This is a genomic window from Verrucomicrobiota bacterium, from assembly GCA_039027815.1.
Classification (GTDB): Bacteria; Verrucomicrobiota; Verrucomicrobiia; order Verrucomicrobiales; family JBCCJK01; genus JBCCJK01.
Window position 1 is genome coordinate 21186 of sequence record JBCCJK010000020.1, and the last position, 26232, is coordinate 47417.

The following is a 26232-nucleotide window of genomic DNA, read 5'->3' on the forward strand; positions in this document are numbered from 1 at the left end:
AAATGCAACGACTTGGCCCAGCCCGCCGTGGAAGGTGCCGCTTGCCTTGCCCGCCCTACGGTTTTTTCTTCTGACCATGCGCCTACTCGTGACAGCCGGCCCCACCCGCGAGGCCATCGATCCCGTGCGCTACTTGAGCAATCGCTCGAGCGGCCGCATGGGCTACGCCCTAGCCGAAGCGGCCCAAGTGGCGGGCCATTCGGTCACGCTGGTGAGCGGTCCGGTGGGTTTGGCTGCACCGCCTGGGGTGGAACTCGTCTCAGTGGCATCAGCCGAGGAGATGTATCAGGCCGTCCTCGAGCGCCTTCCCGGACTGGACGCCGCCCTTCTGGCGGCGGCCGTGGCCGACTACACCCCGGCCGCGCCCTCTCCTCAGAAGATCAAAAAAACCGGGGAACCCCTCGCGCTCGAACTCATCCCAACCAGGGACATCCTGGGCTCCCTTCGTGCCCAAGGCTTCCAGGGGATCCTGCTCGGCTTTGCGGCGGAGACTGAGAATCTCCTGGCCAATGCTCGCCAAAAATTACAGCAAAAAGGATGCGACCTCTTGGCCGCCAACGACGTCGCCCGCGCAGACATTGGCTTCGAGAGCGCCGAGAATGAAATGACGGTCCTCTTCGCCGACCCGCTTCGCCCTCCCGTGCGGCTGGCGAAAGCGGACAAGCGGAAGATTGCCCGCGAGCTCATCGGCCTGTGCGAAGAGTGCGCCCGCGAGCGCAGCCTTTGACAGCCAAGCGGGCCGCCACTAGAGACCAACCGCATGAAGGAACCTCTCGAAACCGCCGTCCAGGCCGCCCGCGAGGCCGGGGCCATGTTGCGCAGCCGCTTTGGCGGGGAATTGAAAGTGGATGAGGCCTCCCAGTATGACATCAAGCTGGCCATCGACGTCGAAAGCCAGACCCTCATCACCGGCATCCTCTTAGGTGCCTTCCCCGAGCACGCGCTCTACGGCGAGGAAGGGCTGGCGGGTGACCAAGGCAGCCCGTGGCAATGGATCGTGGATCCCATCGATGGCACCGTGAACTACTTTTACGGCATCCCCCACTTCTGCGTCTCGATCGCACTTCGTCACCAGGGAGAGCTGATTCTGGGGGTCATCTACGACCCCATGTTGGACGAACTCTGGACCGTGAAGGCGGGCGCCGCCACCCTCTTGAATGGGCAGCCGACCACTTGCAGCCCCCGCACCGAGATGGCCGAATCCCTGGTCACGATTGGCTTCTCGAAATCACGCAAAAGCATCGATGAAGGCATGAAACGCTTTGATCGCGTCGTCCGCGCCGTCCGGAAAAACCGCATGCTCGGGAGCGCCGCCCTGGCCCTCACTTACATCGCCACCGGCCGACTCGATGCCTACGTGGAAGAGCAGATCAGCCTTTGGGACGTAGCCGCTGGCAAGCTCATGGTGGAGCAGTCCGGAGGCCGCTGCGACCTCATCCCGCTGCCCGGCCAGCCGGACAAATACCGCATCATTGCCACCAACGGCCAAATCCCCATCGATGAATTGCTTTGATTTACGATATTCGATGACTGATTTTCGATTTGGACTCATCAGCAATCGAAGATGATTAGAACGGGCATCGGCTACGACGTGCATCGCTTCGCCGAGGGGCGGCCCCTCATCCTGGCGGGCGTCCAATTTGACCACCCAGTGGGCTTGGAGGGCCATAGCGATGCTGACGTCCTCAGCCACGCCATCGCCGACGCCCTCCTGGGCGCCCTCGGCCTGCCGGACATCGGCCACTACTTCCCGCCCGGCGACCCCGCCTGCAAAAACCTCTCCTCCCTCAAAATCTTGGCCAAGGCCCGCGCCCTCCTCGACGAGCAAAACGGCACCCTCAACAACATCGACGCCACCCTCGTGGCGGAAGCACCCAAAATTCTTCCGCTGGCAGACGCCATGAAGGCCCAGCTCTCGGCTGCCCTCGCCCTCCCGGTCGACCGCATCGGCCTGAAAGCCACCACCAATGAAAAGATGGGCTTTCTCGGTCGCGCCGAAGGCATGGCCGCCCTGGCCGTGGCCACCATCGAACTCTGAACTTTTTCCCCGCCGCCGCTAAGAAGCGAGCCCCTCTCTCCGTTCTCTTAAGCCCTCATGCAAAGAATCGCGCTCCTTCTCGTAGCCACCTTGGCCCTGCTTAGCCCGTCCGCCCCCGCCGCCGCCCCTGCTGAAAGGCCGAACGTCGTCTTCTTCTCCTTCGACGACCTCAATGACTGGATCAATCCCATGGGCTACCGCCAAGCGCTCACGCCCAACCTGGATCGCTTGGCCGAGCGGGGCGTCACCTTCCAAAACGCCCACACCCCCGCCACCTACTGCGCCCCCGCCCGCAGCGCCATCTTCACGGGGCGCTACGCCACCACCACCGGCTGCTACCGGGCCCAGGTCTACTTCCGGGAAAACCCTGAATGGGTTCCCTTGCAGCTGAGCTTCCAACGCGCCGGCTACCGGACCTTCGGCACCGGAAAGCTCTTCCATCACCGGGAAGGCTTCATCGACCAACGGGGCTGGGATGAATTTCACGTCCGCAATGAATCCCAAAAGCTCGAGGGCTGGCCCCTGAACTCCTGGACCGAGGACACCCCCCTCCCCGAGCCCTTCCCGGCAAGCCGCTACAACCAAATCAAGTTCAAGGACAACTACGAAAACATCCCCGGCGGCCTCTTCTTGGAATATGGCCCCATCCCCAACGAGCAGGAGCCCGCCATGGCGGACACCCAGCGCATCGACTGGGCCTGCTCCATCCTGGCGCAGGAACACGACGCGCCCTTCTTCCTGGGCGTGGGCATCTATGCACCTCACTTCCCGAACTATGCCCCGCAGAAGTATTTCGATCTCTACCAGGTCGAGGAAATCGTCCTGCCCCCCTACAAGGAAGGCGATCTCGATGACCTCCCGGAAAAAATGCGAAAGCAGAAAATCGGTCGCACCAAAGCGCATCACGCCCGCCTGGAAGCGTGGGGGCTTTTGGAAGAAGCCGTTCTCGGTTACCTCGCCTGTGTCACCTACGCCGACGCCATGTTGGGCCGCGTCCTCGATGCCATTGAAAACGGTCCCCACGCGGACAACACCGCCATCGTCATCTGGAGTGACCACGGCTACCACCACGGTGAGAAAGGAGACTGGGGAAAGCACACCCTCTGGGAACGCACCTCGAACGTTCCCTTCATCTGGGCCGGACCCGGCATCGCCCAAGGCCAAGAAGTCGCCGCCAGCGTCAGCCTGATCGACATGTATCCCACCTTCGTCGACCTCTGCGGCCTGGCCCAGGACGAGGGGCTGGAAGGCATCAGCTTGGCGGGCGTCTTACGAAATCCCGCTACCGCGCAAGACCGCGATGTCTTCCTCCCCTACCTCAGCCCGAACGGCTTCGCCGTCATCAACCAGCAGTGGCGCTACATCCACTACGAAGACGGATCGGAAGAACTCTACCACGTCCAGAGAGACCCGCACGAATGGACGAACCTGGCCGAGCTTCCCGAATACGCGCCCATCAAAAAACAGCTCCACGCCAGTGCGCCACAGAAGCGAGTTCCCCCCGGCATCGACGCCCCCCAGCTACGGCTCGTCCTGGACGGCACCGCCTACTCCTGGAAGACCAAGTGACTTCCAACAGAAGTGCCATCAGAGGATTTTCTCGTTCCTCTTGGGCTTTGCAGAATACCGCTTGGCCAAGGCGATCGGAGTGCCGGCGTGCCGGATGAATGAGCTGGCGGGGTCGGGGCCAAGCCTTACAAGGGATGGAGAACGCTGGCCTGTGCAGCCGGAGCGCGGCCTATGACGCAGTGAAGCGCTTCGGTGAGTGCTTCGAGGAGAACGAGGAAAGCCAGATTCGCTGGCAGGGATAGAGACCTGTCCGCCGTCCGTCCGGCTGAAAGATTGCTGGACGAGCGGACGGGCGGACGGAGGCGATTGAACTTGAGCTATGAACGCCACGCGTTATCATGGGCAAACGGAGATGCATGATCCGATCCTTTGCCGGTCAGGAGACAGAGCGACTCTTCCAGGGGGAGAGAGTCCGCAAGCTGCCTCCCGACATTCAGCGAACCGCCCTGCGAAAGCTCGTGCAGCTCGATGCGGTGACGGAGCTGCTACAACTGCGAGTGCCGCCGGGAAATCGACTGGAGGCGCTCAAGGGCAAGCGGGCAGGGCAGCACTCCATCCGAGTGAACGACCACTGGCGAGTCTGCTTTCGTTGGGAAGAGGACGGGCCGCACGACGTAGAAATCGTAGATTACCACTAACCCCATGAAGACCGCAGAACGTCACACTCCCATCCATCCCGGCGAAGTGCTAAGGGAGGATTTTCTCGTTCCTCTTGGGCTTTCAGAATACGGCCTAGCCAAGGCGATCGGGGTGCCTGCGCGTCGGATCAATGAGATTGTGAAAGGCAAGCGAGCCTTGACGGCAGACACCGCGCTTCGTCTCTCCCGGTTCTTTCCGTGGCCTGCGGAAGTCTGGATGAACCTGCAAGCGGGTTATGAGCGGAGGAAGGTTGAGGCAGAGATGGCCGAGGCACTAGAAGCCATCGCGCCCTGCGATCTGCTTGCCCCTTAGGGGGTGAGGTGAATCCTTGGCTGAGTTGGAGGCAACAGCGTAGGCTAGTGAACTCTTTCGCTGGAGCCGTTTTAGAGGGGGTGGGCTAAAAGACGGGCAGAAAATTTGTTGCCACTTTTCTTGGCAGAATGGGACAAAAATAGGCGCAAATGGCAACAGATGAACACTTCTCAGGTCACCTGAATATCTTCGTAAATCGCTTATTTTGAATAATTTACAGCTGGCGTCCCCGAGAGGAATCGAACCTCTATCTAAGGTTTAGGAAACCCTTGTTCTATCCGTTGAACTACGGGGACGCGAGAAGGGAGTCTACTCGAAAGCCAAGGCCCTTCAAGTCAGACCCGGGCAAGGAAAGGGCCTGCAACCTACCTCTCCCCTAGCAGCGGTCTCGCAAATAGAAGTCGTATTCTTTGTGAGGTGTATAGGAGTCATGGATGAATAGGGCAGAGAACCAATGGGATATCGCGAAGACCATCCTAGCAGAAGCCCCCCGAAAACTACGGTAGCAAGCTTTCCCCGGTGGCCCGCGACGTCCCCGGCGCGGTGGGGGGAGACTTCTTGTTCTGGGTGCAGCTGATCCCAAGTGATAGGTAGCCGGAAAGGCCTTGGGTAGGTGAGTGGTTTGCGAATCGGCTCATCGCACCCGCCGCGCCGGGGACGTCGCGGCCCACCAATACTAGGCGGTTTCAAAAAGCGGTCTCCATGAATAGAAAGCGTCCTCTTTATGAGACCGCTTCTACTCCATCCGGTCGCTTCCCACCAAGACCCTTTTTTGGAATTCCACCAGACTAGACAAGACAAAGTCCGGCTCATGGGCCTGGAGCTCGGCCTCCGTGAAGTTGCCTGTGGCCACCGCCACCGTGATCGCGCCGAAGGCTTTTCCGCAGGCGATGTCCTTGGGCGTATCCCCCACGACGTAGGTCTGTTCAGACGAAAAGGAATGTCCGGTTTTTTCCCGGGCTCGCTCCAGGGCGATCGGCCCCAGCTGGTTGCGGTCCCAATGATCGTCCCCAAAAGCGCCGAAGGAAAACCAGGGGTCGAGGCCATAGCGCCGGAGCTTGATGTCCGCTCCCTTGGCCACATTGCCGGTTAGGAGACCCAGCGTGTGCTCGGGATCAGCCGCCAACTCCCTCAGCAATTCGGGAACGCCGGCCAGCACTTTCCCACCATGGTCCTCCGGCGCCAAGTTGGCCTGGAGCTGCGGGAGGTAGCTTTCGAAAAACTGAGCTCTCAGCTCCGAGGTTTCCGCGCGAGCGGTCTCCGCGAGATAATTTCGCAGAATCCCGCGGTCGGTCGAGCCCGCCAAGTCCAAGGTCGGGGCCTCCGAGGGATCGAGTTCAAAGACGTCGAGGAAGGCCTGCTGGATGGCCCGCAGCCCGGCCCCGCCGGTGTTGACCAGCGTGCAGTCGATATCTAGGAGAAAAAGACGCTTCACGATTGGCCCCAGGATTGCCCTCAGGATCGGCCTGAAGATTTGTCGGCCGAGGCCTCCTCTTCGTGCAGCTCGTCTTCTTCCTCCTCCTCATCGTCCTCGTCCACGTAGTCGTCCGGGACTTCCACCTTGAACTTCCGCACCTGCTTGTCTTTCGAGAGCGGGGAGGTGATGGCGACGACTTGCCGTCCCTGAAGCCGCGGCTCCACATCGATGTGGGCCATGGTTTTGAGGTCTTGGCAGACCCGCTCCATGAGTTCCACGCCGAGATTCTTGTGGGCCATTTCCCGCCCTCGGAACTGGAGCTGCAAGCGCACTTTATGACCATGGCTCAGGAACTCCTCGGCGCGCGAGAGCTTGATGTTGTAGTCGTGGGTGTCGATCCGGACGCGGAACTTCACCTCCTTCATCTTGGTGGCGGTCTTGCCCTTGTTGCGCTCTTTGGTCTGCTTGGACTGCTCGTATTTGAACTTGCCGTAATCGACGATGCGGCAGACGGGCGGGTCGACGTTGCTGACCACCTCCACCAGGTCGAGGCCGACGGCTTTCGCCTTCACCACGGCTTCCTTGGTGTTCATGACCCCGAGCTGCTCTCCGGTAGCCCCCCAGATGACGCGGACTTTGGGCGAGCGGATGCGTTCGTTCATGGGCGGACCGAAGTCGCGCCGGCGGGATGGTCGTTTCTTACGTGGTTTAGCGATGGATTCCTCCTTGGTTGTTGGTGGGTGTCGTGGATCGACGGGGCCGCTCCTCGGCCCATCCCACAGGAATGGACACAGGGGTCCGGCGAATTGCAAAAACGCGCCTCATGCTGCTAGGACGAAAACATCAAAGCGTGCGCTCGGTGACTTCCATGAGGACTTGATCGACAAATTCAGAAAGAGGCTTGGCTCCCTCGTCACCGCGTCGGCTGTGACGGATGGAAACCGAGTTGGCCTCGGCTTCCTTGGGGCCAATAATCAACATATAGGGAACTCGATCGAGCTGGGCAAGGCGAATCTTTGCGCCAATCTTTTCGGCCGCCGAGTCGAGGGTCACTCGGACGCCGGCATCCTTGAGAGCCGCCTCGGCCTCTTGCGCGAAGTCCAGCGTCTTGTCGGAAATGGGCAGGACCCGCACTTGCTCCGGCGCCAGCCAAACCGGGAAGTGACCAGCAAAGTGCTCGATGAGCACCCCCGTAAACCGCTCCAGCGAGCCGAAGGGAGCGCGGTGGATGAGCACGGGGCGATGTCGCTCATTGTCGGCACCGATGTAGTGAATGTCGAAGCGCTCCGGGAGGTTGTAGTCCACTTGCACGGTGCCGAGCTGCCATTCGCGACCAATGACATCCCTCACCACGAAGTCGATCTTGGGGCCATAGAAGGCGGCCTCGCCTGGCTCCTCGGTAAAGGGCACATCGAGCGTGCCAGCGGCTTTGCGCAGGGCTGCCTCCGCTTTGTCCCAGTTCTCCGGGTCACCCACATATTTGGAAGAGTCCGGATCCCGCAGGCTCACCCGGACCCGGTATTCCGTCATTCCCAGGGTGCTGAGCACCTTTTTGACCAAAGAGAGACAGCCTTGAATCTCTTCTTCCAACTGATCGGGCAAGCAAAACAAATGGGCATCATCTTGGGTAAAGCTCCGCACGCGGGTCAGGCCCCCCAATTCGCCACTCTGCTCCCAGCGGTAGACGGTCCCAAATTCCGCGATCCGGACGGGCAAGTCACGATAGGAGTGCGGGCGGGCGGCATAAATCTTAATGTGGCCCGGACAATTCATCGGCTTGAGCAAGAAGCCATCGATCTCCCCGTCCTCGAGCAGATTGCTGAGTTCGGCGCAGCTCGTATTCTCATCGGCGAGCGCCTTCATGGCATCCCGCTCAATGATCGGGGGATATTGGGAGTCTTGGTAGTAGGGAAAGTGCCCCGAAGTTCGAAAGAGTCCCAGCTTGCCGATGTGAGGCGTGTAGACTTGCGCGTAGCCTTGCTTGTCGAGTTCTTCGGTGATGAAGCGCTGGAGCTGATCTCGCAGGATGGCCCCTTTGGGCATCCAGAGCACCAGTCCTTGTCCGACTTCTTCGTCGATGTGGAAGAGGTCCATCTCCTTCCCGAGCTTGCGGTGATCCCGCTTTTTGGCTTCCTCCAATTGGACGAGGTATTCGTCGAGCTGGGTCCGGTTTTTGAAGCAGGTCCCGTAGATCCGCTGGAGCTGTGGTTTCGAAGAATCGCCTTTGTAAAACGCGCTCGCCACGCTCATGATTTTGAAGGCCTTGCAATTGCCGGTGCGGCCGACGTGCGGTCCGGCGCAGAGATCGACGAAGTCCCCGTTGCGGTAGAGGGAGAGTTCTTCGCCCTCGGGAATGTCGTCGATGAGATCGCGCTTGAAGGTGCTCGGCACTGAGCGCTCACCCAACGCGCCCAAGCTGCCCTTTTCCGCCATTTCGATGGCTTGGGCCCGGGTCAGGGTCTCGCGCTGGAAGGGGTGGTTGGCCTTGACCTCCTTTTTCATCTCGGCCTCGATTTTCGGGAAATCGTCGGGGGTGAGGCGATGCGCGAGATCGATGTCGTAGTAGAAGCCATTCTCCACTGGGGGGCCCGCTGCGAGCTGGGCCTCGGGCCAAATTCGGAGAATGGCAGTCGCGAGCACGTGCGCTGCGCTGTGACGCAGGCGTGCGAGGTCGGATATTTGGGATCGCTCTTCGAGAGTTTTGCGCTGAGAAGCCTCGCTTGCCATGGGCGGGTAGGGGTAGCGGAGGAGTCCCCAACCTTCAAGAAGGGATTCTTCTTGAAACTTCCCCCAGATCAGGCACCCTACCGCCCGTTCATTCCCGAGCGATACGGGGGGTAGCTCAGCTTGGTAGAGCACTGGTTTTGGGTACCAGATGTCGCAGGTTCGAATCCTGTCTCCCCGACCACCTTTTCCTTCCGAATTTCTTTTCGAATCTCGATTGCTGATTTTCGATCGCCTAGAGCACGTGGCACAAGGGGGATTGGAACCTGCGCGGCGAAGGCTCAAGGCCGAGCGCCTCGCTCTAGCAGTCGAGCTTGGTCCAGGCCGCGTTCTTTTGGGCTGATTCGACACAAGCCTGAATGAAGGCATTCCCTGCCACCCCATCGTCGACCGTGGGGAAGTCGTAGCCGCCCTCCGGCACTGGCTGGCCTTCGATCTGGTCCGTGATGGCTTGGGCCGCCGCCAAGTAAATGTTGGCAAAGGCTTCGATGAAGCCTTCCGGATGACCGAAGGGTGTCCGAGTGTTGGCCGCGGCCGCTTCGCCCAGGTAGTCGTTGCCCCGGCGATAGATCTTGCGTGGCGCATCGGAGTATTTCACGATGAGATCGTTGGGGTCTTCCTGATGCCACTGGATGGAGGCCTTGGTGCCGTAGACGCGGATGTTGATGTGGTTCTCGTCCCCGTTGGAGATTTGGGAGGCAGAGATGATGCCTTTGACGCCTTGGGTGAAGCGCACCAGGCAATTCCCATCATCATCCAGTTGGCGGCCCGGAACAAAGGTCGTGAGTTCGGCCGCCAGCTCGTCCACCTCGATCCCGCAGATGTAACGGGCCAGGTTATGGGCGTGCGTACCGATGTCTCCCATGCAGTTGGACGCACCCGAGACGGCAGGATCCGCCCGCCAGTTCGAGATTTGCCCCGAGGGATTGTCCTCTACTTCGCCCACGGCGTAGCCTTGGGGGTATTCGGCCACCACTTTCAGGAGTCGCCCCAGCTCGCCGTCCCGAACCATGCGGCGGGCCTCCTTCACCATGGGGTAGCCAGTGTAATTGTGCGTGAGGCAGAAAACTTTTCCACTCTGCTCGACCACTTCCTTGAGCGCCTTGGCATCCGCCAAATTGCTCGATAGCGGTTTGTCACAAATGACATGAAACCCGGCCTCCAAGAAGACCTTGGCTACTGGGACATGCAGGTGATTTTGCACCACGATCGAAACAAAATCGATTTTGTCTTCCCGCACGGCCTCCTTTTGCGCCATCTCCTCATAGCTGCGGTAGACGCGATCGGGATCGAGGAAGAAATCCTCTCCGCTCAGTTTGGATTTTTCCGGGTCGGAGGAAAAGGCGCCGGCCACCAGCTCGATTTTCCCGTCCAAGTTCGCGGCCATGCGATGGACCGCACCAATGAACGCACCGCGTCCGCCACCAACCATTCCCATCCGGAGTTTTCTTTGAAGTGCCATGGATCGTTCTAGAATTTCGTGTTTGCTGAGTGTTTTTTAGTCGCAAGCAATGAACGCTTTTTTGCAAAAGTCTGCCCAGGCTTGTTTCAATGAAGGTGGGGGGACCTGGTGTCCGCCCCCTCCTCGCACTTCATCTGAAAGACGGTTCCTCTCCTGAGTCAAGCACTCGGCGCAGCTCGTTCAGTGAATCCTGGCTCGCTTGGCCTAGGAGATTGACGCAAGGCCAAGAGACGGAGAGACTCCTGGATGCGCTTTGGGATGATTCTCCTGGTCGGCCTGCTCGCGGGATGCGCTCAGGTCATCAATCCTTGGGATCTCGCTCGGATCGACCGCCAGTCGGAAGCCCGCGGCTTGTCCCGCTGGTTCTATGCGGGCAGCGATTCCGGATGGCACGTCCTCGAGAATCACGATGGGAGGACTTGGCGCCGCTACCGGATTGCGGAAGACGACCTCTTGATCGAAGCCCCTTTCCCGCTCACCGAAACCCGACGGGAGTGGCGGAAAATCGATCCCTGATCTCCTTCTACCAAGCTGCCGGATTACGCGGCAGAAGGGACGCCTGCATTCAGCGCCCCTAATACCAAGCTGCAGAATTGGCTGGTAGAATGGCCGAGTGGATCTCGGGCCAGACCAAGGCGTGACGAGGGCGCGGTGCAGGCACCGTAACCGAGGAGCAACGCAGGGCTGGCTCGAAAGACACTGGCTCTTCCTTCCCCGCGCTTCAGCGCCTCTTCCCCACATCACCTTCCCTCCATTCTTCCAGTGAATTCTGGTGGTTGGTATAAAACCTGAGTTCTGCCAACCAGCACTACGGCTTTTGCAAAACCGGAGCGACCTCATGGAGGAGCCCATCGCGCAGGCTGTAGATCCAGCGATGAACGTCCACCCGCTGCCCGCGCGCCCAGGCGTCTCGCAAGACGGTCGTCTGGACCACATGGCTGGCTTGCTCAATCACGTTCAATTCGCACATCCGGTTAATGCGCTCCTCCACGGTCAGTTGGGCCAAGTCCTCGGCGTGGCCAAGGGCGGCCTCTCGGACGTGGCAAAGCCAGTTGTCTACCAAGCCGGCCCGCTGGTCGGTGATGGCAGCCTTCACGCCACCGCAACCATAATGCCCGCAGACGATGACATGCTCCACCTTGAGCACCTCAATGGCAAACTGGAGGGCGGAGAGCATGTTGAGATCGCTTGGGATGACGACATTGGCCACGTTGCGATGGACAAAGACCTCTCCCGGCTCCAACCCCATGATCTGGTTGGCGGGAACCCGAGAGTCGGAACAGCCGATCCAGAAATGCTTGGGTTGCTGGGCTTCGGAAAGACGGGTGAAAAATTGCGGATCCTCCTTGACCCGCGCGGCCGCCCATCGACGATTTTTCTCCAGCAGTTCGGGGAGCGTTTTCATAGCGTGGCAGGGGCCATAAAGTCGGGAAAGCCTTTCCGCAAGCTCAGCCCCTCTCTCGCCTGGGCCCGCCCTCCCCAAAACCCTTCTTCTTTTGGCCGACAAACTGCGAACGTCGAAAGAAGGCCGATCGCTCTCTTTCACGGCAGTCCCCTCCTCACTGGCCTCTGCTTTTGCAAAACGGGACCGTCACCCGATTTGCAAACCAATCCATCGCTCCACAGAACCATGACCAAATCAATCAACGTCGAACCAGGCACCGTCTGGCTTAACCAATGGCAACAGGTGAAAGTGAAAATCACCTCCATCGAAAAGGGCGTGGTCACCGCCATCGATCTTGCGGATCAATCGACCAAACACTATCCCTCCATCCGGGCCTTTTTGGATATCTATGTCAGTGCCGATTGAACAGGCTTATCGAAATCGCCTCCGCCACCGCTCCTCCCCCCAATGAAACATTCCCTACCTCTGTTATTCACCTGGCTTCTGCTAGCCCTGTCCGCTCTCGCGGAGGAACTCGACATCACCCCGGGGTCCGATCTCTGGGGCAGCCTCTACCATCCGGCCTATGAAAAGCCCAGCGAGATCCCGACCAGCAATCCCCTGAGAAAAGAACTCTTCAATCAGTTGCGCGCCAAGCTGGAACCCAAGGCGGGAGAGCCCCTTCTTTTTCTGGGAAGTCTTCGAGCCTACCGCAACTGGGCGCTCTTCCAAGGCGCCTCCCAGGACCGGAACGGCGGGCCGATCGCTTACCCGGACCTGGGCAACTCGGACACCGTGGCCCTCTGGCTCCGCACCAAGGATGGCTGGACCCTCGTCGATTACGAGGCCGGTCACAGCGATGTCTTTTACCTCATCTGGACCGAGGCCTATGGCATGCCGAAAGCTTTTTTTAACCAATGAGCTTGCCCCCTCCCGTGGCCCTCTCCAAGCTCATCCGAGCCGAGAGCGCGGCCGCCTGCGCCCCGAGGGCTTTTTGCTCGCCGTGAAGCCGAGATTTTTGCTACAGTCCTGGATCGGCTATGAAAGGTTTTCTCTGGATCACTCTCTCCTCTCTCGCCCTTCCTTTGCAGGCCGAGACCGAGCCCAACAACACCGCAGCCGAGGCTACGCCGGTCACAATCGGCCAAGAGTGGGAGTTCCAGTTTCTTGAGAAAGGGGACCGCGACTACTTCTCGCTCAAAGCACCGGGGGACGGAGTGCTGCGTCTGCGGCTGACGCAGAAGGCCTCGTCTCACCAAGTCTTCCCCTGGTGGGGGGAGACCGAAGGAGAAGATGGCCGGAGCGATCTCCGACGAAACGGTTTCTGGGACCGCCGGGTCTCGCAAGGAGAGGCAGTCATCTTGGCGCTCAAGAGCCATCGCTGGCCCCACATGGAAGCGGCTTCCCCCGATCTCCTGAAAGCACTTTTGGAGTGGGTCCCCCCCGTCGATACAGAGCCCAATGACGACGCCACCACCGCCCTCCCCGCTACCGTGAACCAGCCCCTTTTGTTCTCTCTCAACCCCACTCGGGACGTGGATTATTTCACGCTGGAGGCACCTGGCGATGGGGTCTTGCGATTTTTCCTCTCTCAGAAATCCAAGGACCATGAACCCTACCCTTGGTGGGGAGAATTCGTGGGCCCTGATGGAAAAACTTACGAGCGTCGTTCTGGGATCTGGGACCTGGGGGTGACCGAAGGCCAGCAGGTGACCTTCGCCCTTCGCGGAAATCGCTGGCCTCATCAAGAAAAAGGCTCCGCCGAAAAGCTGGAAGGGTTTTTTCGCTTTCAGCCCTACCAGGACGCCGAACCCAACAATTCGCCTGAGACCGCCACCCCGGCCCAAGTGGGCCAAGAGCTCTCCTTCCAGTTCAATCCCCAGCATGACCGGGACTACTTCGTGATCGAAAGCCCGGGGACGGGCACCCTTCGCTTTGAAGTCACGCAGGATGCTCGCCCACATGAAATTTACCCATGGTGGGGCGAGCGCACTGACTCAAACGGCCAAACCTACCTCCACCGCGGCGGCGAGTGGGACACTCAAGCGGAAAAAGGGGAACGGGTCATTTTCGGGCTCAAAAGCAGCCGTTGGAACCACCGTGAACGGAGCTCGTCTGATGTCATGAAAGGAAGGTTCTCCTTCAGCCAACGCCTGGATCAAGAGCCCAACGATCGCGCCGAGGACGCCACCCCCATCGAAGTGGGCCAGCCCTTCCGGTTCCAGCTAACACCCCGCGGAGATCGGGATTACTTCACCTTCGTCAGTCCCGGCCGCGGCTCGGTCGAACTCAGCCTCCCCGCCCGACCCCTCCGCGCCGCCCGGATCTATCCTTGGTGGGGAGAAGAAGAGCGAGAGGGCCAACTTTACGAGCTTCGCTCTGGAAAGTGGGATCGCTCCGTGGACGCAGGCGAAACCGTGGTCTTCGCCTTGCGAAGCGATCAGTTTGCGCATTCAGGAATCGCGATAGAGGAAGCACTCACCGGCCTCGTAGCCTTCACTCCCGAAGAGGGTAGCGAGCCCAATGACCTCCCCGAGCAAGCCGAGCGCATCGCCCTCGATGTGCCCTTCCCTATCGTTCTCAATCCAGAGGGCGATCGCGATTGCTTTCGTGTGACCGCCCCCGGCCCCGGCGCCCTTCGCTTCCTCCGGCAGGACCAAAGCCCAGTCCACCCCGGGCTCTTCTCCGCTTGGATTCACGCCGACACCGCTTACCCGGGATCCCGGGAAACGCGCGCCAAAAAGGGCGAGGAAGCGGTTCTCCAGCTCCGCAGCCACCGCTTCCCCAGCAGCGAACAAGCCTCCGACATCGCCATCTCAGGCCTCGTCGAATTCCTGCCCGAACCCAACGCGCCCGAAACGGGCGAGGACCCGAGCGACGCCACAGAAGTCCGCCTGGGCGAGCCCTTCTCTTTCGCCATCCTCCCGCGCTGGGACCGGGATCATTTCCGCTTCACCCCAGAGAAAGATGGCTTTGTCTCCCTGCGCCTGCTCAGCCCGGCCGTCGAAAACCAAGTCTTGAGTCACTGGTGGCTGGGGAGCGCGGAGGGCCCACCCGTCGAGAACCAAGTCTTCCCCGTCCAAGCCGGAAAAACCCACTTCCTCGGCCTCGCGGCGGACCGACAAACCTGGTCCAGCCAGCAAGTCTACCGAGCCGTCATCGAAGCCAGCCCCGCCCCGCCCCTCCTCAATCGCCGGTGGACCTTTGAGATCGAGCGCCTCACTCCATGAAGCCGCACACCCTCTTCTCCCTCCTCTCCTTGGCGGCCATCGCGCTCGTCTTAGCCTTCTGCACCACCCCCAAGGCGCCCGACCCCCCTCAGAAAAAGCCCGCTTCCACCCAGCCGGCCCTGCTTCCGCAGATTGAATTTCTCGTGCCCGCAGAAGGCTTTGAAGTCGCCCGGGATTACAACCAGCGGCTCTTCATCCCGGTCCAAAACCACGGCCCCGGCCCCGCCCGGCTCCGCTTGGAATCCTCCCACTTCCCCGACTTTCCTTCCGGCTTCGTGGGCCGCGGCACGCCCGACTGGGAAGAACCCGGCACCGTGCTGGAAATCCCCGAAGGCGAAATCTGGGAAGCCCCCCTTCTCGTTCACGGAAATGGGGCCGCCCAGGACACCTACACCCTCACCCTGACTGCCGAGCACGAAGGAGCCCTGGCCGGGGAAAATGAACTGCTCGTGCGCTTGCTACAGCCCGAGCTCAAGCTGGAAACCCAGTGGATCCTCCCAAGCGATCCCCTCGATCTCGCCCGCCTTGAGCGTCGCCTCCGCATCCGCAATCTCGGGGCCAACCTCCCCGATCTCTCCCTTCGCTTCGAACCCGAAGGCCCGGCCGCCGCGCAGGCCCTCTCCCTCGACCCGGTCCTGGAAAACACCACCCTGGCCAGCGGCCAAGTCACCACCGTCAGCCTGCATCCCTACCTCTATCCCAGCTTCGAAAAGCTCGCGGGCACCCTCATCTTGAGCGGGCACAACCAAGAACATCGCCTCTCCTACCTCGCGGAAGTGCCCGAAGGAAAAGCCGTCTTCGTGACCCTCTCGCGCAGCACCAGCCGGAACAGCAACTCCGGCACTCGCTGCACCAACACGCCGGGCTCTCGCTACAACCTGCCCCCCACCAGCGGCACTCCCGCCAGCACCAACTTCGGCACCCGCAGCGGGAGCTTAGGAGGCGGGGGCGGAGGGCGTCTTGGCGTGGGCGCTTCCCAAACCGCCCCCACTCCGCCCTCGAGCGACCCAGACCCAGCCGAAAAGGAAGAAGAGGAAGACGACGACCCCACCTGGACCCTCTTCGGCCCGATCGAAAGCCTGGCCGGGGAAAGCCAGGAAGAAACCAGCGAGCCAGGAGAAGAAGAATCCCCCTCCGAGGAAGAACCCTCCCCGCAAGGCACCAACCCCGACAGGGGCACTTACGATCTCCTCGATGCCAACACCGAAGGTCTCGTGGGCGACTTCCTCAGCCCCGAAGCCTTCGGGACCAGTCTTCGCAAAATCGATGCGCCCCCCACCCCGCTCCTGACGGCCGAGGCCCTTCGCCCCCTCGAAAACGCCGCCACCCTCGCCCAGGCAGAAAACTCGAGAGACCAAAAGGAAAGCTCCACCTACGTGGACCAAGAAGGCAAGCGCACCCATCTCACCCGCCGCCAACGGCCCGACGGCGCCGAATTCCTCCACTTCGGCTGGGGCCTGGCTGGCCCTGGTCGCAAGCTCAATGGCTACTTCGGCAAAGCCCCGGTCGCCTCCCCCGTCCTGGGACCCAATCCCCGCCCGAACGCCCCCGCCCTCGCCACCTACGTCGAAGCCAGCCCGGACGACGAAGCCAAAACCGTCGTGCGCACGCTCGACCCGGAAACGGGCCAAACCGTCCTCCTAAGTGATCCCGAAAAAAGCGCCGACAGCCCCCTCTCCCTCCGCACCAAAAACGGCGTCGAAACCCTCTTCCGCGAAGGCGGCCAGCTCAAGCGGGTCTCGCTCGATGAAACCCTCCAAGCCACCCCCACCGACGCCTGGCCGGCTGGCCTCCCCAGCGGCCCCCTCCTCAGCGCCGAAACCCTCCCGAGCGGTCAGCTGGCCCTCCTCACCCAGAAAAACCCGGACACCCTCACCCTCCGGACTGAAAACACCGAGCGCGACTACTCGGCCACCCACGGCTCCCTCGCCGCCCTCGGCGAAGACCTCTTCCTGGCCGGCCGCGAGCCCGATGGCACCCTCTTCGTCCGCCAACCCACCGAACCCCAGGCCAGCTTCCGGACCGCGGACGCCGGCTACGGCGCCCCCACCCTCAGCCCCACGCGGGAGGGCGGCCTCCGGCTCTTTTACCACAAGCCCCTCCCGCCAGAAGCGCCCTCGGGAGCGAGTGGCCCTCAGCTTGGGGGCAACTTCTCAGTCGACTACCAGGACGGCCAATGGGGTCCCCCCAAGCGCCTCTACCTACCCGATGCGCCCGTGCAGGATGCCGCGGTCGCCGTGGAATTCAGCCCGCGATTTGCCGACGCCCACTACAAAGAAATGAACACCGGCATCCGCTTCAACGGCCGCCTCCTGCGCACCTTGGAAAAGCAAATCCCCCTTGGCCGCTACCTCTTCCAAGTGCCCACCTCCGCCCTCCACTACCGCGCCAACGCCAGCTTGCAGACAGACCACACCAATCAAGTCACCATCGACTCCGAAGGCATCGGACCGGGAAACTTCCACCTCGCGGAAAAATGCCAAGTCTACGGCCTGCACGACTGGACCCAAGGCTGTTTTGTAGCGGAGACGAACGCCGAGGCCGATCGCCTGGCCCAGCTCAGCAGCCCGCAAATGCGTCACGACGCCCACGACCTCCTCCTCGCCACCAACGGAGCGCAACTCCCGCGCGACCTCCAGCCCGGCCAGGAACGTCAAATCACCCTGGCCGCCTTCAATGCCGGGGACCTCGCCAGTCCAGCCTCCCGCGTCACCCTGCACTACGAAGGCGTCCCCCTCGGCGGCGGGGACCTCGCCTCGCTCGCCTCCTTCCGTGGCGGGCCCGTCACCGTCCGCTTCCGGGTGCCTCGCACCTGGCAGCCCGGCACCAGCCTCCGCCTCGTGGCCAGCGTGCCGAGCGAAGGAGATGCCGACCCCAGCAGCAACTCGCTCCCGCTGGACCTCCTCCGGGAATACCAACCCGCCCTCGCTGGCCCCACTCGAGCCAGCGCCATCGTCCCCGCCTCCCTCCCCCCCGCCCGCGTCACCCCCGTGGCCGCCGCCACCGCGGACGCACCTGCGGAATACTCCCTGAATGGTCGCGAATGGTTCCGCAGCCAAATCCCAGACGCCGGGGACCTGCAAATCGACGTCTCCGGCCCCGACACCTCCCTCATCGACGGGATCGACCTCTTCGACGCTCAAGGCCGTCCCCTCCGCCCCGCCAGCGGCACCTGGCAAACCCAGGGAAACGAACTCTACCTCCGCGTCGCCCTGCCCCCCGGCCAGACCCTCTCATCGGAAACCAAAATTCAAATCTGGTGGGACTAGCGAAAGCCCCGCCGCCCGACGGCTCCCCCACGCCGAAAACGAAACCTGACGAAGCCTGCCAAGGCCCCGCTCCCCCCCCCCAGAGCACCCGCACCTTCCATTAAATCGATGAAGCTCCTCCGCCTCCTCGCGCTCCTGGCCTGTTTGCCTTGGCCGGCCCTCGCCCAAAACGAGCCCGCCGCCCCGCCCCCGGCTGGGCCGAGCGCCGAAAAAGTGGAGAGCGTCCCGCGCCCCGTCCGGCTGTATGGCCACATCCGCTTGGACGGGCTCTGGGAAATCCACGTCGGCGGGCGCAATACCGGAGTCGAACTCTCGATCCGTCAGATCCAGAACCGCTACCACGCCACCTTCTCCAAACCCCCACGCAACAACCCCTTCCAGATCCAAGTAGGGGACGACTTCCTCTGGGCCACCGTGGACGGCTTCGGCGGCCAAGGAACCCTCTTCGTCTTGAGCGAAGGGGAGGAAGAGGGCGATCCCGCCCAGCGGGAACAAGCGCCCATCCGCTTCCGCATCGACCCGCCGGCCGAGAAAATCGAAGTCCAAGTCGAGAAAGAAGACATGGACGAAATGATGAGACAGTTCCAGCTCGTCCGGGTCGGTCGCATCGAAGCGCTCCGCCTCTACACCGTCGGCCCGGAGGGCCTGCAAGCCACCGGCACCCTCTTGGAAGACCAGCCCATGGTCGTCGAAATCAAGCACAGCAATCCTCGGCCCAGCCCCCTCGACGTCACCCTCACCTCCGGCGCGAACACCCTCACGCTGAAAGCCCGTCCGCTCGAAGAAAGCGAAACCCACGGTCCCCAGCTCGGGCTCCTCCGGACCGAGCCCTTCCACCCCACCTTCGCAAACCAGCTCGGCGTCACCCCCCCGGAAAAAGAAGAAGAAGCCCCGCCCGGACGCGAAGCCACCCCGGAAGACTTCCAAGCCCTCAGTGGCAGTTGGCGCGCTCTCTACCAAGATGGCGTCTTGGGACCCGTCACCGGTTGGGTGCACCTGGATGAATTTAGTCGCATCCAGTTGCAATATCGGCAACCGGGCGAAGGCCTCCGAGAACTCCAGCTCACCTCCGCACGCGTGGACGGGGAAACCGAAGCGCGCCCTGCCAAAGACACCGCCCCCGCCGTCCCCTCCTACCCCAAGCTGATCCTGGAATTTGAGGGCCAAGGCGTCGTCTCCGAGAAAATCGAAAAGGAAGCGCCCGACGAAGAACATCGCTTCCTCCTGGATGCGAACCAACCCCAACCCATCACCCTCCAAGCCAAAGACTTCCAAGCCGAGGTCGATCTCACCCACCGGGACCTCCCCGACTACCAGAAAGTCACCCTCACCCTCGAACGGGGCCTGCCCAATGGCGCCCTTCTCTGGGACTGGAACTACCTGGGTGATCGGGCCACCGCGCGTGACCGAGCAGGACAGGGACGCGCCGGGAAATTGCTTCGCGTCCCTGGGAAAGACGAATCGACCGTCGGCCGCGTCACCGGGCGGGAAATCTGGATGCGCATGGCCCCCACCATCCTCGCCGCCTACCCCACCGAAGACCAGACCGCCGTCGACCAAATCTTCTGGGACCGGCCCGTCTACAAAAATCGCTACAAACCCCAAATCCTCCGCTACCGAGACCTCGACCCCGCCACCTTCGGTCGCCACTCCCTCGCCCTGCGGGAAATCTTCATCGTAGCGCGCAACCTCCCTCCCGCCACCGAAGACCGGCCCTTCCCCGACCTCCTGATTGGCGAAGGCAGCAGCATCCAGGAATACCGCATCCGCGCCCGGGGAGCCGAAAATGACCCCGAAAACACCCCGGAACTCCAAGCCGCCTGGGCCCAATACCGGGAAGGCCTCAAACGAGCCGCCCCCCCCACTGGAGGCTCCCTGAGCGCCCTCCCCGAAGCAGCGCCCGAGCCCGATCCCACCTCCCAAGCGCTGTCAGAAGGCGTCATCGAAGAAGGCCTGCTCGTGCTCGCGGTCCTGGCAGACGAGCCGGAGCCCGGCCCGCAAGCCTTCACCCTCGCGGAAGCGGCCGGGAAATGGAACCTCCAGTTTGGAGACCTTCGGGGCGAACTCAAACTGGCCCGGCAGCTGGCCGCCAGCCGACCGGCCGAGGGAGAGTACGAAGCCGAACCGGGCGAATGGGAACCGCTCGCGCCCGCCTTCGCTCCGGAAAAAATCCGCCTCGTCGTCGAGCTGGAGCAAAACGCCGAATCCATCCCGGAAATCACCGCCGTTCTCGGCCACAATGACGAAATCGTCTCCGCCCAAGACCAGGTCGAAGGACAAGCCCCCGAACCCTTCCGTCTCCGCCCCGACCCCAACGACCCAAAAACTTACCTCTCCCCCGTCATCCACCTCGTGCGCACCGGGACCGAGGAAAAAGTCTCGCTCGCCGAAGGGGACATCGCCCTCGAAGTCGCCTCGGGCGACACTCTTCGCGCCCAAGTCCAGACCGACAGTGGCTACCTCATCCAGCCCACCACCGTCACCGCCGAAATCTTCGCCACCCCCTCCGAACTGAACCAACTCTGGAAGGAAGCCGTGAAAACAGCGGCCGACCTCGCGGGCCAGCCCGTCGAAAACTGGGAGGACGTCGTCCGAGGCACCGCCGACTCCAAAACGAACTTCATCTTCGTGGAATGGGCTTGGAACACCGGGATCGACGTCGCCCAAATCAATGTCTTCGGCGGACTGGCCGCCATCGCCAGCGAAGCCAAAGCCCACGGCGTCACCGTGCCTTACCAAGACTGGCTCCCGAAAAAAGCTCCCTCCGGCGGCCTTCGCACCATCAAAATCTCGGTGGGAGACCACGCCGCCATGCTCCTCCTGCGCCGCGAATTCCTCACCATGATGGAAGAGCAGATCGCCGACTGGCAGCGCAATCTCTCGCCCGCCAAAATCCGCGCCCTCTACCAAAGCCAGAAAAGCCTCATCGCCTCCAAGCGCAGCCCCCTCTCCTTCATGCGCATCCCCATGCGCTCCCTCCCCGTCTACCGGGAGGAACCCAAAAGCGGCCTCCTGAACCAAGCCCGCGTCTACCTCGCAGAAAACCAGCTCTGGTGGATCGCCATGGAAGCCTCCAGTCCGGCCCTCGCCAAAATGGTTCGCTTCTTCGGGGGCGAAGACCTGGGCCGGGAGGACGACCCCTACCTCTTCCAACTCTTTGATGACGAATTCCTCGGCTACCGAACCCGGGTCCCCGAAGAAGCCGCCTACTTCGAACTCTTCCAATGGAGCGCCTTCAACCACGCCTACCGCCAGTGGGGCCCTCAAATGCGCCAAAGCCTGGCACAAGCCGCCGCCATCCCGGACAGCGACGTCCTCGGCCTCCTCAAGCTGACCGGGCTGGGCTTCGAGCCCGTCGTCCAGCGGGTCGCCCCCCGCATGATGAAACTCCAAATCGACAGCGAAAAGCGGCAATCCCAATGGGAACCCGATCGCCTGGCCCGCGCTCACGTGAAGGCCCTCGGCGTGCTCGGCGCGGCCGCCCGGGCCCAGCAGGACTACGCCGACGTCGACACCACCGTCATGCTGGCGGCGGCCGCCGTCGCCACCGCGCCCCTCGCGGGAGCCGGCTTCTGGTCCACCCTCGTCGCCGCCAGCGTGAGCGCGGCCGACTTCGCCTACACCGTCGCCACCGATGTCGTGGGCAACTCCCAGCGCAAAAAAGAACTCGAATTCGAAATCGGCGCCGGCGCCGTCCTCGGTGCGGGCCGCTCCGCCGAACTCGAAGGAAAAATCCTGGGCGACCTCGCGCAAACCCTGGCCGTCGTCGGCTCAGGCATCGGCTTGGGAACGGACGGATTCGCCGCCTACAAAGCCATCAAAGCCATGCGCACCGCCACCCTCATCGAAGAAGGCGGCAAACTGCTCAAGAACATCGACTTCGCCGACCCGGCCGCCCTCCGCGCCCTCAGCACCAAAGACAAACTCCTTCTCAAAGAAATGCTCGAGCGCAGCGAAGCCCTCGCCGACGCCGGACGCTTTGGAGAAATCCCCGAAGAATTCCTCGCCGCCAGCAAAAACCGCAAATCCATCCTGACCGCCCTGGGCGACTCGGAGGAATTCACCTCCGAAGCCATCGACCTCGCCCGCAAGCGCCAACAAATCCTAGAAGCCGGCGAAACCCAGCCCCGACGTCCCGTCCGGGACAGCGAACTTCGCGATGCCGACAGCGCGCTCGAAAGCAAAATCCGCAAAAACAAAAAAGAAATCGAAGAACTCGAAACCCGGGCCAAAGACATCCAAAAGCGGCACCCCGACAGCGAACGGCCCCCACGCGGGAGCCCAGACAGCGAAGAACTCGCAGAAATTGAAAAGCAAATCCAAACCCGTCGCAACCAGAATGGCGACCTCTCCCAACGACGCGACGTCGTAAACAACTACCGCAACCAACCCATCGTCGACGTCCCACCTCGCCAAGCCGAAATCCTCCGCGGCGATGCCTTTGGAAAGAAAAGCCTCCCCCCCAGCCGCAGCGAATTCGAGGCCCTCCGCGGCAGCCGCGAGCGACTCGCCGAAGGACGCCCTCCCGTCAGTAGCGAAGGCTTCGAGAAAGTCGATCTCAACCAAGCCGCCAAGGAAATCGAAGACCTCGCCGACGAAACCCGCCGCACCATCGATGATCTAGCCACCAACCCCCAGGCCGACCCCCGCGCCCTGCAAGAAGCGCGCGCCCGCTTGGATGACCTGACTGAAGTCCGGCGAGACATCGATGGATTCCGCCGCCTCGCCCCCGAGCCCAAGCTCAACGACAATGACCTCGCACTCCTCCGGGGCGAGCGCACCGAACTCAGCCAGCTCGACGAAGCCCAAGTCATCGAAAAAATCTTCGACGCCGAAGGCGATTGGGGGCAGCTCAAAAAACTCGCCGACGGCACCCCCGAAGAACAGCTCCTCCTCCACAAGATCAACCAATGGCGGCGCAATCAGATGGACGGCGCCCTCCGGGAATCCATCAACGAAGTCGAAGACCTGCTCGGCCTCGAGCGTGGCAGCATCCAGCCTAGCGCCTTCGGCTCCACCAACCTCACCAGCGATTACGACATCTCCATCAACGCCCCCAAACTGAGCGGCCCCGGACGCGGCCCCGAGTTGGTCACACGTCGTTTCCAACAAAAAGTCCGCAACCTCTTCGGCGGGCGCGAAAGCGGCATGGTCGTGGACACCAACGTCTACACCGACCCGATCTACACCCTCTTCAAAGGCACCGAACTGGAAGGTGCCTTCGCCGGCCTCACCGCCAAACAGATGGACACCTCCCGGCAATTCCTCTTCCAGCAAATGGCCAACGTGAAATACCGAAAGCCCGCCCAATGGCAAGCCCTGCGCCAACGCATCCTGGACGGCGTGCCCCCCGAAACCCGCCGGGCCTTCTCCGACATCTTGGACCAAGCCGAAGGAGCGAATCACCTCGGCGCAGAGCGCATCCGGAAACGCCTGCGCGACCTCGGCTTCGACCCCGAAAACGCCACCGACGCCCAGAAACTTCGCGTCAACAACGACCTCTACACCGACACCCTCGAAGGCATGGACAACTACAAAGAAATGATCGATGGCCTCAAGCGCGCTCAGAAAGGCGAAATCCCCGCCGGGCAGATTCCGCTCCCAGGCATGCTCGATCAGTCCGGCCTCCGCAAATCCATCGGCGAAGCCGAAAAACTCCTCCAAAGCGGCGACCCCGCCAAAGTGAAACTCGGCCAAGACATCCTTCGAGACCTCGAGCACCGCGCCATCCTCAACCTCCGGAACAAACAGGGCGAAGCCCTCTACTACGCTGCCGAAGCCTACCAAGCCGAAGCCACCATCAACCACGTCGTCAAAGAAATGCAGGCCCCGCCCAAGAAGATCGTCACCACCGACAGCATCATGAGCGGCAACCACACCCTCAAACCGCCCAAAGAACCCCTCCCTCCAGACGACTACATCAACTCCTACTTCGAAAACGGCGCCAACCTCGTCAAAGAACTGAACGGCAAAAAAGTCCTCGATGACCTCGGCCGCCCCCTCGTGGACGCCCCCTCCTACAAACTCGACGCCGCCGCCACCAAAGCCTCCAAATACTTCGTCCGCCAGCTCGACGCCGCCAGCATGGCCAAGCTCGACATGAACAGCGTCAAAGTCCCCGGCTTCCCCGACGACTTCACCTTCCGAGACCTTGTCGAATCCACCCTCGAACTCGAAAAAAACCGCGGCAACATGGCCGCCTTCAAGCGCACCCTCGACAAGTACGGCATGACCGGAGAAGACTACCTCAAGCGCGTCATCGCCGCGCAAGAAGAACTCGACAGCCGCCTCATCGGCCAATCCCAACTCCAAAACTTCGTCAATCAGCTCCGGGAAGCCGAAAAAAGCGTCGAAACCGTCGCCTCCCGCACCTTCCGGGAAGAAGCCAACCGGCAGCGCCAAACCGCTCGCGCCTACGGACTCCAGCACCTCGCCCGCGGCACCGGCGCCCCAGAAATCCGCCAAGAACACGACGACACCGTCGGACGCCGACTTGCCGAACTGGATCAAATCTTCCACGCCGGCCGTCACCTCACCGCCGCCCAAGAACAAGAGCGCAACCAGCTCCAGCAAATCGAAGCAGCCCAAAACGCCCTCGACCGCGCCATCACCGGAGCACGCTTGAGCGGCCTCCCCCCCTCCAACCTCCCACCCATCCTCGAAAACACCCCCCGCCAGCAAGCCAACTGGCGGACCGAAGCCACGGACAAAATCCACGCCCTCACCCAAAAACGCCGCCGCGCCCTCGAACCCCCCACTGGCCCAGCCACCCTCCCCCCAGCCACCAGCCAAGCCCTCGGCCTCCCCACCGCCCCCACCGAAGCCGCCGCCCTCGTGCAGGCCCTGGAAGCAGGCGGCCTCCCTAGCACCCATCACACCGGCCTCCCCTGGAGCGCCCTCCCTAGCCAACTGCAAGCCGGGCGCACCGTCCTGGCCCAAGTCGCCAACCTGAATGGACAAGGAACCGCCTGGATCCGGCTGCACGAAATCAGCTCAGGGACCCTCATCGCAGACGACCCCGTCACCGGCCAGCCCATCGCGTGGACCAAAGAAATCTTCCAAGCGCTCTCCCCCAACCCGGCCCAACTCATCATCGGAGACCCCCACCAAAGCGCATCCCTCACCCCCACCCCCTAATACCAAGCTGCCCATGCGCACCCTACGCCGTCTCCTCTACCTCGGCCTCGGCACCTACGGACTCCTCCTGGCGGGATGCGCCGCCTTCCAGCGCCAACTCCTCTACTTCCCCACACAGAAAGGAAACTCCCCACCGATCCAGACCTGGAAACACGGCGTCACCCGCCCGGCGAACGAACCCCAGACCATCTGGCTCCTCCTCCACGGAAACGCCGGGCAAGCCCAGCACCGCCTCCGCTACCCCTGCTTCCCGCCGGACGGCGCTCTCTACATTCTGGAATACCCCGGCTACGGCCCGCGCCCGGGGCAGCCCTCGCGGGAAAGCTTCAACCGAGCCGCTGAAGAAGCCTACCTCGAACTGCGAAAAGACCATCCTGGCCTGCCCCTCATCGTGGTGGGCGAATCCATTGGGAGCGGACCGGCCTGCCACCTCGCCACCCTACCGACCCCGCCCGACAAACTCATCCTGGCCACACCCTTCGACGAACTAGCACGCGTCGCCCAAAACCAAATCCCCCTCCTCCCCATCCGATGGATCCTTCGAGACAACTGGAACAACCTCGAAGCACTTCGCGCCTACCACGGACCCCTAGAAATCTGGATCGCAGAAAACGACCGCGTCATCCCCCCACAGCACGCGGAAACCCTGGCCCAAAGCCGCCCCCAAGCCATCCTGAACTACCTCCCCGGCGGCCACAACGACTGGAGCCCCCAAGCCCGCTTCACCTACCAAGGATCGGAATAATACCAAGCTGCAGAATTGGCTGGTAGAATGAGCGAGTGGATTTCGGGCCAGACCAAGGCGTGACGAGGGCGCGGTGCAGGCACCGTAACCGAGGAGCAACGCAGGGCTGGCTCGAAAGACACCGGCTCTCCCTTCCCCGCGCTTCAGCGCCTCTTCCCCACAACGCCTTCCCTCCATTCTTCCAGTGAATTCTAGAGGTTGGTATAAGCCAGGCAGCCGGATCAAGCGAAGGCAGGCCGCGCGCCTCTCGGCCCAAACCAGGGCGCGCAGAATGTGCAAAGCCTACGCAATCACCAAAAAAACCGA

18 protein-coding genes and 2 tRNA genes are annotated in these 26232 nt (G+C 62.2%); 14 read left to right on the forward strand and 6 right to left on the reverse strand.

Annotated features, from left to right (window positions below; translation table 11 throughout):
- Positions 1-46: 46 nt before the first annotated feature.
- The 6 genes from AAF555_07120 to AAF555_07145 all read left to right on the forward strand — a co-directional run bounded on the left by AAF555_07120 (position 47) and on the right by AAF555_07145 (position 4558).
- The gene (locus AAF555_07120) at positions 47-727 is read left to right on the forward strand and encodes a phosphopantothenoylcysteine decarboxylase (protein MEM6911341.1); all 681 of its coding nucleotides are present in this window, start codon (positions 47-49) and stop codon (positions 725-727) included.
- Positions 728-760: 33 nt separating this feature from the next.
- Entirely contained in the window at positions 761-1513 is a 753-nt protein-coding gene (locus tag AAF555_07125) for an inositol monophosphatase family protein (protein ID MEM6911342.1), read from the forward strand.
- Positions 1514-1564: 51 nt separating this feature from the next.
- Positions 1565-2038 carry a 2-C-methyl-D-erythritol 2,4-cyclodiphosphate synthase gene (gene ispF / locus AAF555_07130; GenBank protein MEM6911343.1) on the forward strand — a complete coding sequence of 158 codons (474 nt, stop codon included), beginning with the start codon at positions 1565-1567 and terminating at the stop codon, positions 2036-2038.
- A gap of 57 nt (positions 2039-2095) precedes the next feature.
- A complete protein-coding gene (locus AAF555_07135; GenBank protein MEM6911344.1) occupies positions 2096-3607 on the forward strand; it encodes a sulfatase in 1512 nt (503 codons plus the stop codon).
- Positions 3608-3963: 356 nt separating this feature from the next.
- Positions 3964-4245 carry a type II toxin-antitoxin system RelE/ParE family toxin gene (locus AAF555_07140; GenBank protein ID MEM6911345.1) on the forward strand — a complete coding sequence of 94 codons (282 nt, stop codon included), beginning with the start codon at positions 3964-3966 and terminating at the stop codon, positions 4243-4245.
- Positions 4246-4249: 4 nt separating this feature from the next.
- Positions 4250-4558 (forward strand): HigA family addiction module antitoxin, encoded by a 309-nt coding sequence (locus AAF555_07145; GenBank protein ID MEM6911346.1) that lies wholly within the window; start codon positions 4250-4252, stop codon positions 4556-4558.
- Positions 4559-4779: 221 nt separating this feature from the next.
- Here the strand turns inward: AAF555_07145 and AAF555_07150 are convergent.
- The 4 genes from AAF555_07150 to thrS all read right to left on the reverse strand — a co-directional run bounded on the left by AAF555_07150 (position 4780) and on the right by thrS (position 8702).
- Positions 4780-4854: transfer RNA gene (locus AAF555_07150), tRNA-Arg, on the reverse strand.
- 440 nt (positions 4855-5294) lie between these two features.
- A complete protein-coding gene (locus tag AAF555_07155) occupies positions 5295-5993 on the reverse strand; it encodes an HAD hydrolase-like protein (protein ID MEM6911347.1) in 699 nt (232 codons plus the stop codon).
- Between the two features lie 20 nt (positions 5994-6013).
- Positions 6014-6637, reverse strand: a complete 624-nt coding sequence (gene infC, locus AAF555_07160; GenBank protein MEM6911348.1) for a translation initiation factor IF-3 — start codon at positions 6635-6637, stop codon at positions 6014-6016.
- A gap of 181 nt (positions 6638-6818) precedes the next feature.
- Entirely contained in the window at positions 6819-8702 is a 1884-nt protein-coding gene (gene thrS, locus AAF555_07165) for a threonine--tRNA ligase (GenBank protein MEM6911349.1), read from the reverse strand.
- 104 nt (positions 8703-8806) lie between these two features.
- Between thrS and AAF555_07170 the strand changes: the two genes are divergently transcribed.
- Positions 8807-8883, forward strand: a tRNA-Pro gene (locus AAF555_07170).
- A 117-nt stretch (positions 8884-9000) separates the two neighbouring features.
- On the opposite strand, the gene AAF555_07175 is transcribed toward AAF555_07170, so the two are convergent.
- Complete coding sequence (locus AAF555_07175; GenBank protein ID MEM6911350.1) at positions 9001-10161, reverse strand: Gfo/Idh/MocA family oxidoreductase; 1161 nt, start codon at positions 10159-10161, stop codon at positions 9001-9003.
- A gap of 258 nt (positions 10162-10419) precedes the next feature.
- On the opposite strand from AAF555_07175, the gene AAF555_07180 reads away from it, so the two are divergent.
- Complete coding sequence (locus AAF555_07180) at positions 10420-10677, forward strand: hypothetical protein (protein ID MEM6911351.1); 258 nt, start codon at positions 10420-10422, stop codon at positions 10675-10677.
- Positions 10678-10969: 292 nt separating this feature from the next.
- Here the strand turns inward: AAF555_07180 and can are convergent, their stop codons facing one another.
- Complete coding sequence (can, locus tag AAF555_07185) at positions 10970-11566, reverse strand: carbonate dehydratase (protein MEM6911352.1); 597 nt, start codon at positions 11564-11566, stop codon at positions 10970-10972.
- 225 nt (positions 11567-11791) lie between these two features.
- Here can and AAF555_07190 point away from each other — a divergent pair, with 225 nt between their 5' ends.
- The 6 genes from AAF555_07190 (at position 11792) to AAF555_07215 (ending at position 25926) form a co-directional block, all read left to right on the forward strand.
- Positions 11792-11971 carry a hypothetical protein gene (locus AAF555_07190; protein ID MEM6911353.1) on the forward strand — a complete coding sequence of 60 codons (180 nt, stop codon included), beginning with the start codon at positions 11792-11794 and terminating at the stop codon, positions 11969-11971.
- Between the two features lie 42 nt (positions 11972-12013).
- On the forward strand, positions 12014-12466 hold the full coding sequence (locus AAF555_07195; GenBank protein MEM6911354.1) for a hypothetical protein: 453 nt from the start codon (positions 12014-12016) through the stop codon (positions 12464-12466).
- 119 nt (positions 12467-12585) lie between these two features.
- On the forward strand, positions 12586-14775 hold the full coding sequence (locus tag AAF555_07200) for a hypothetical protein (protein MEM6911355.1): 2190 nt from the start codon (positions 12586-12588) through the stop codon (positions 14773-14775).
- Positions 14772-18044: a hypothetical protein gene (locus tag AAF555_07205; GenBank protein MEM6911356.1), complete on the forward strand. Its 3273-nt coding sequence runs from the start codon at positions 14772-14774 to the stop codon at positions 18042-18044. Before AAF555_07200 ends, AAF555_07205 begins: the two co-directional genes overlap by 4 nt.
- 108 nt (positions 18045-18152) lie before the next feature.
- Positions 18153-25181, forward strand: a complete 7029-nt coding sequence (locus AAF555_07210; protein MEM6911357.1) for a hypothetical protein — start codon at positions 18153-18155, stop codon at positions 25179-25181.
- A 13-nt stretch (positions 25182-25194) separates the two neighbouring features.
- A complete protein-coding gene (locus tag AAF555_07215; protein MEM6911358.1) occupies positions 25195-25926 on the forward strand; it encodes an alpha/beta hydrolase in 732 nt (243 codons plus the stop codon).
- Positions 25927-26232 lie beyond the last annotated feature (306 nt).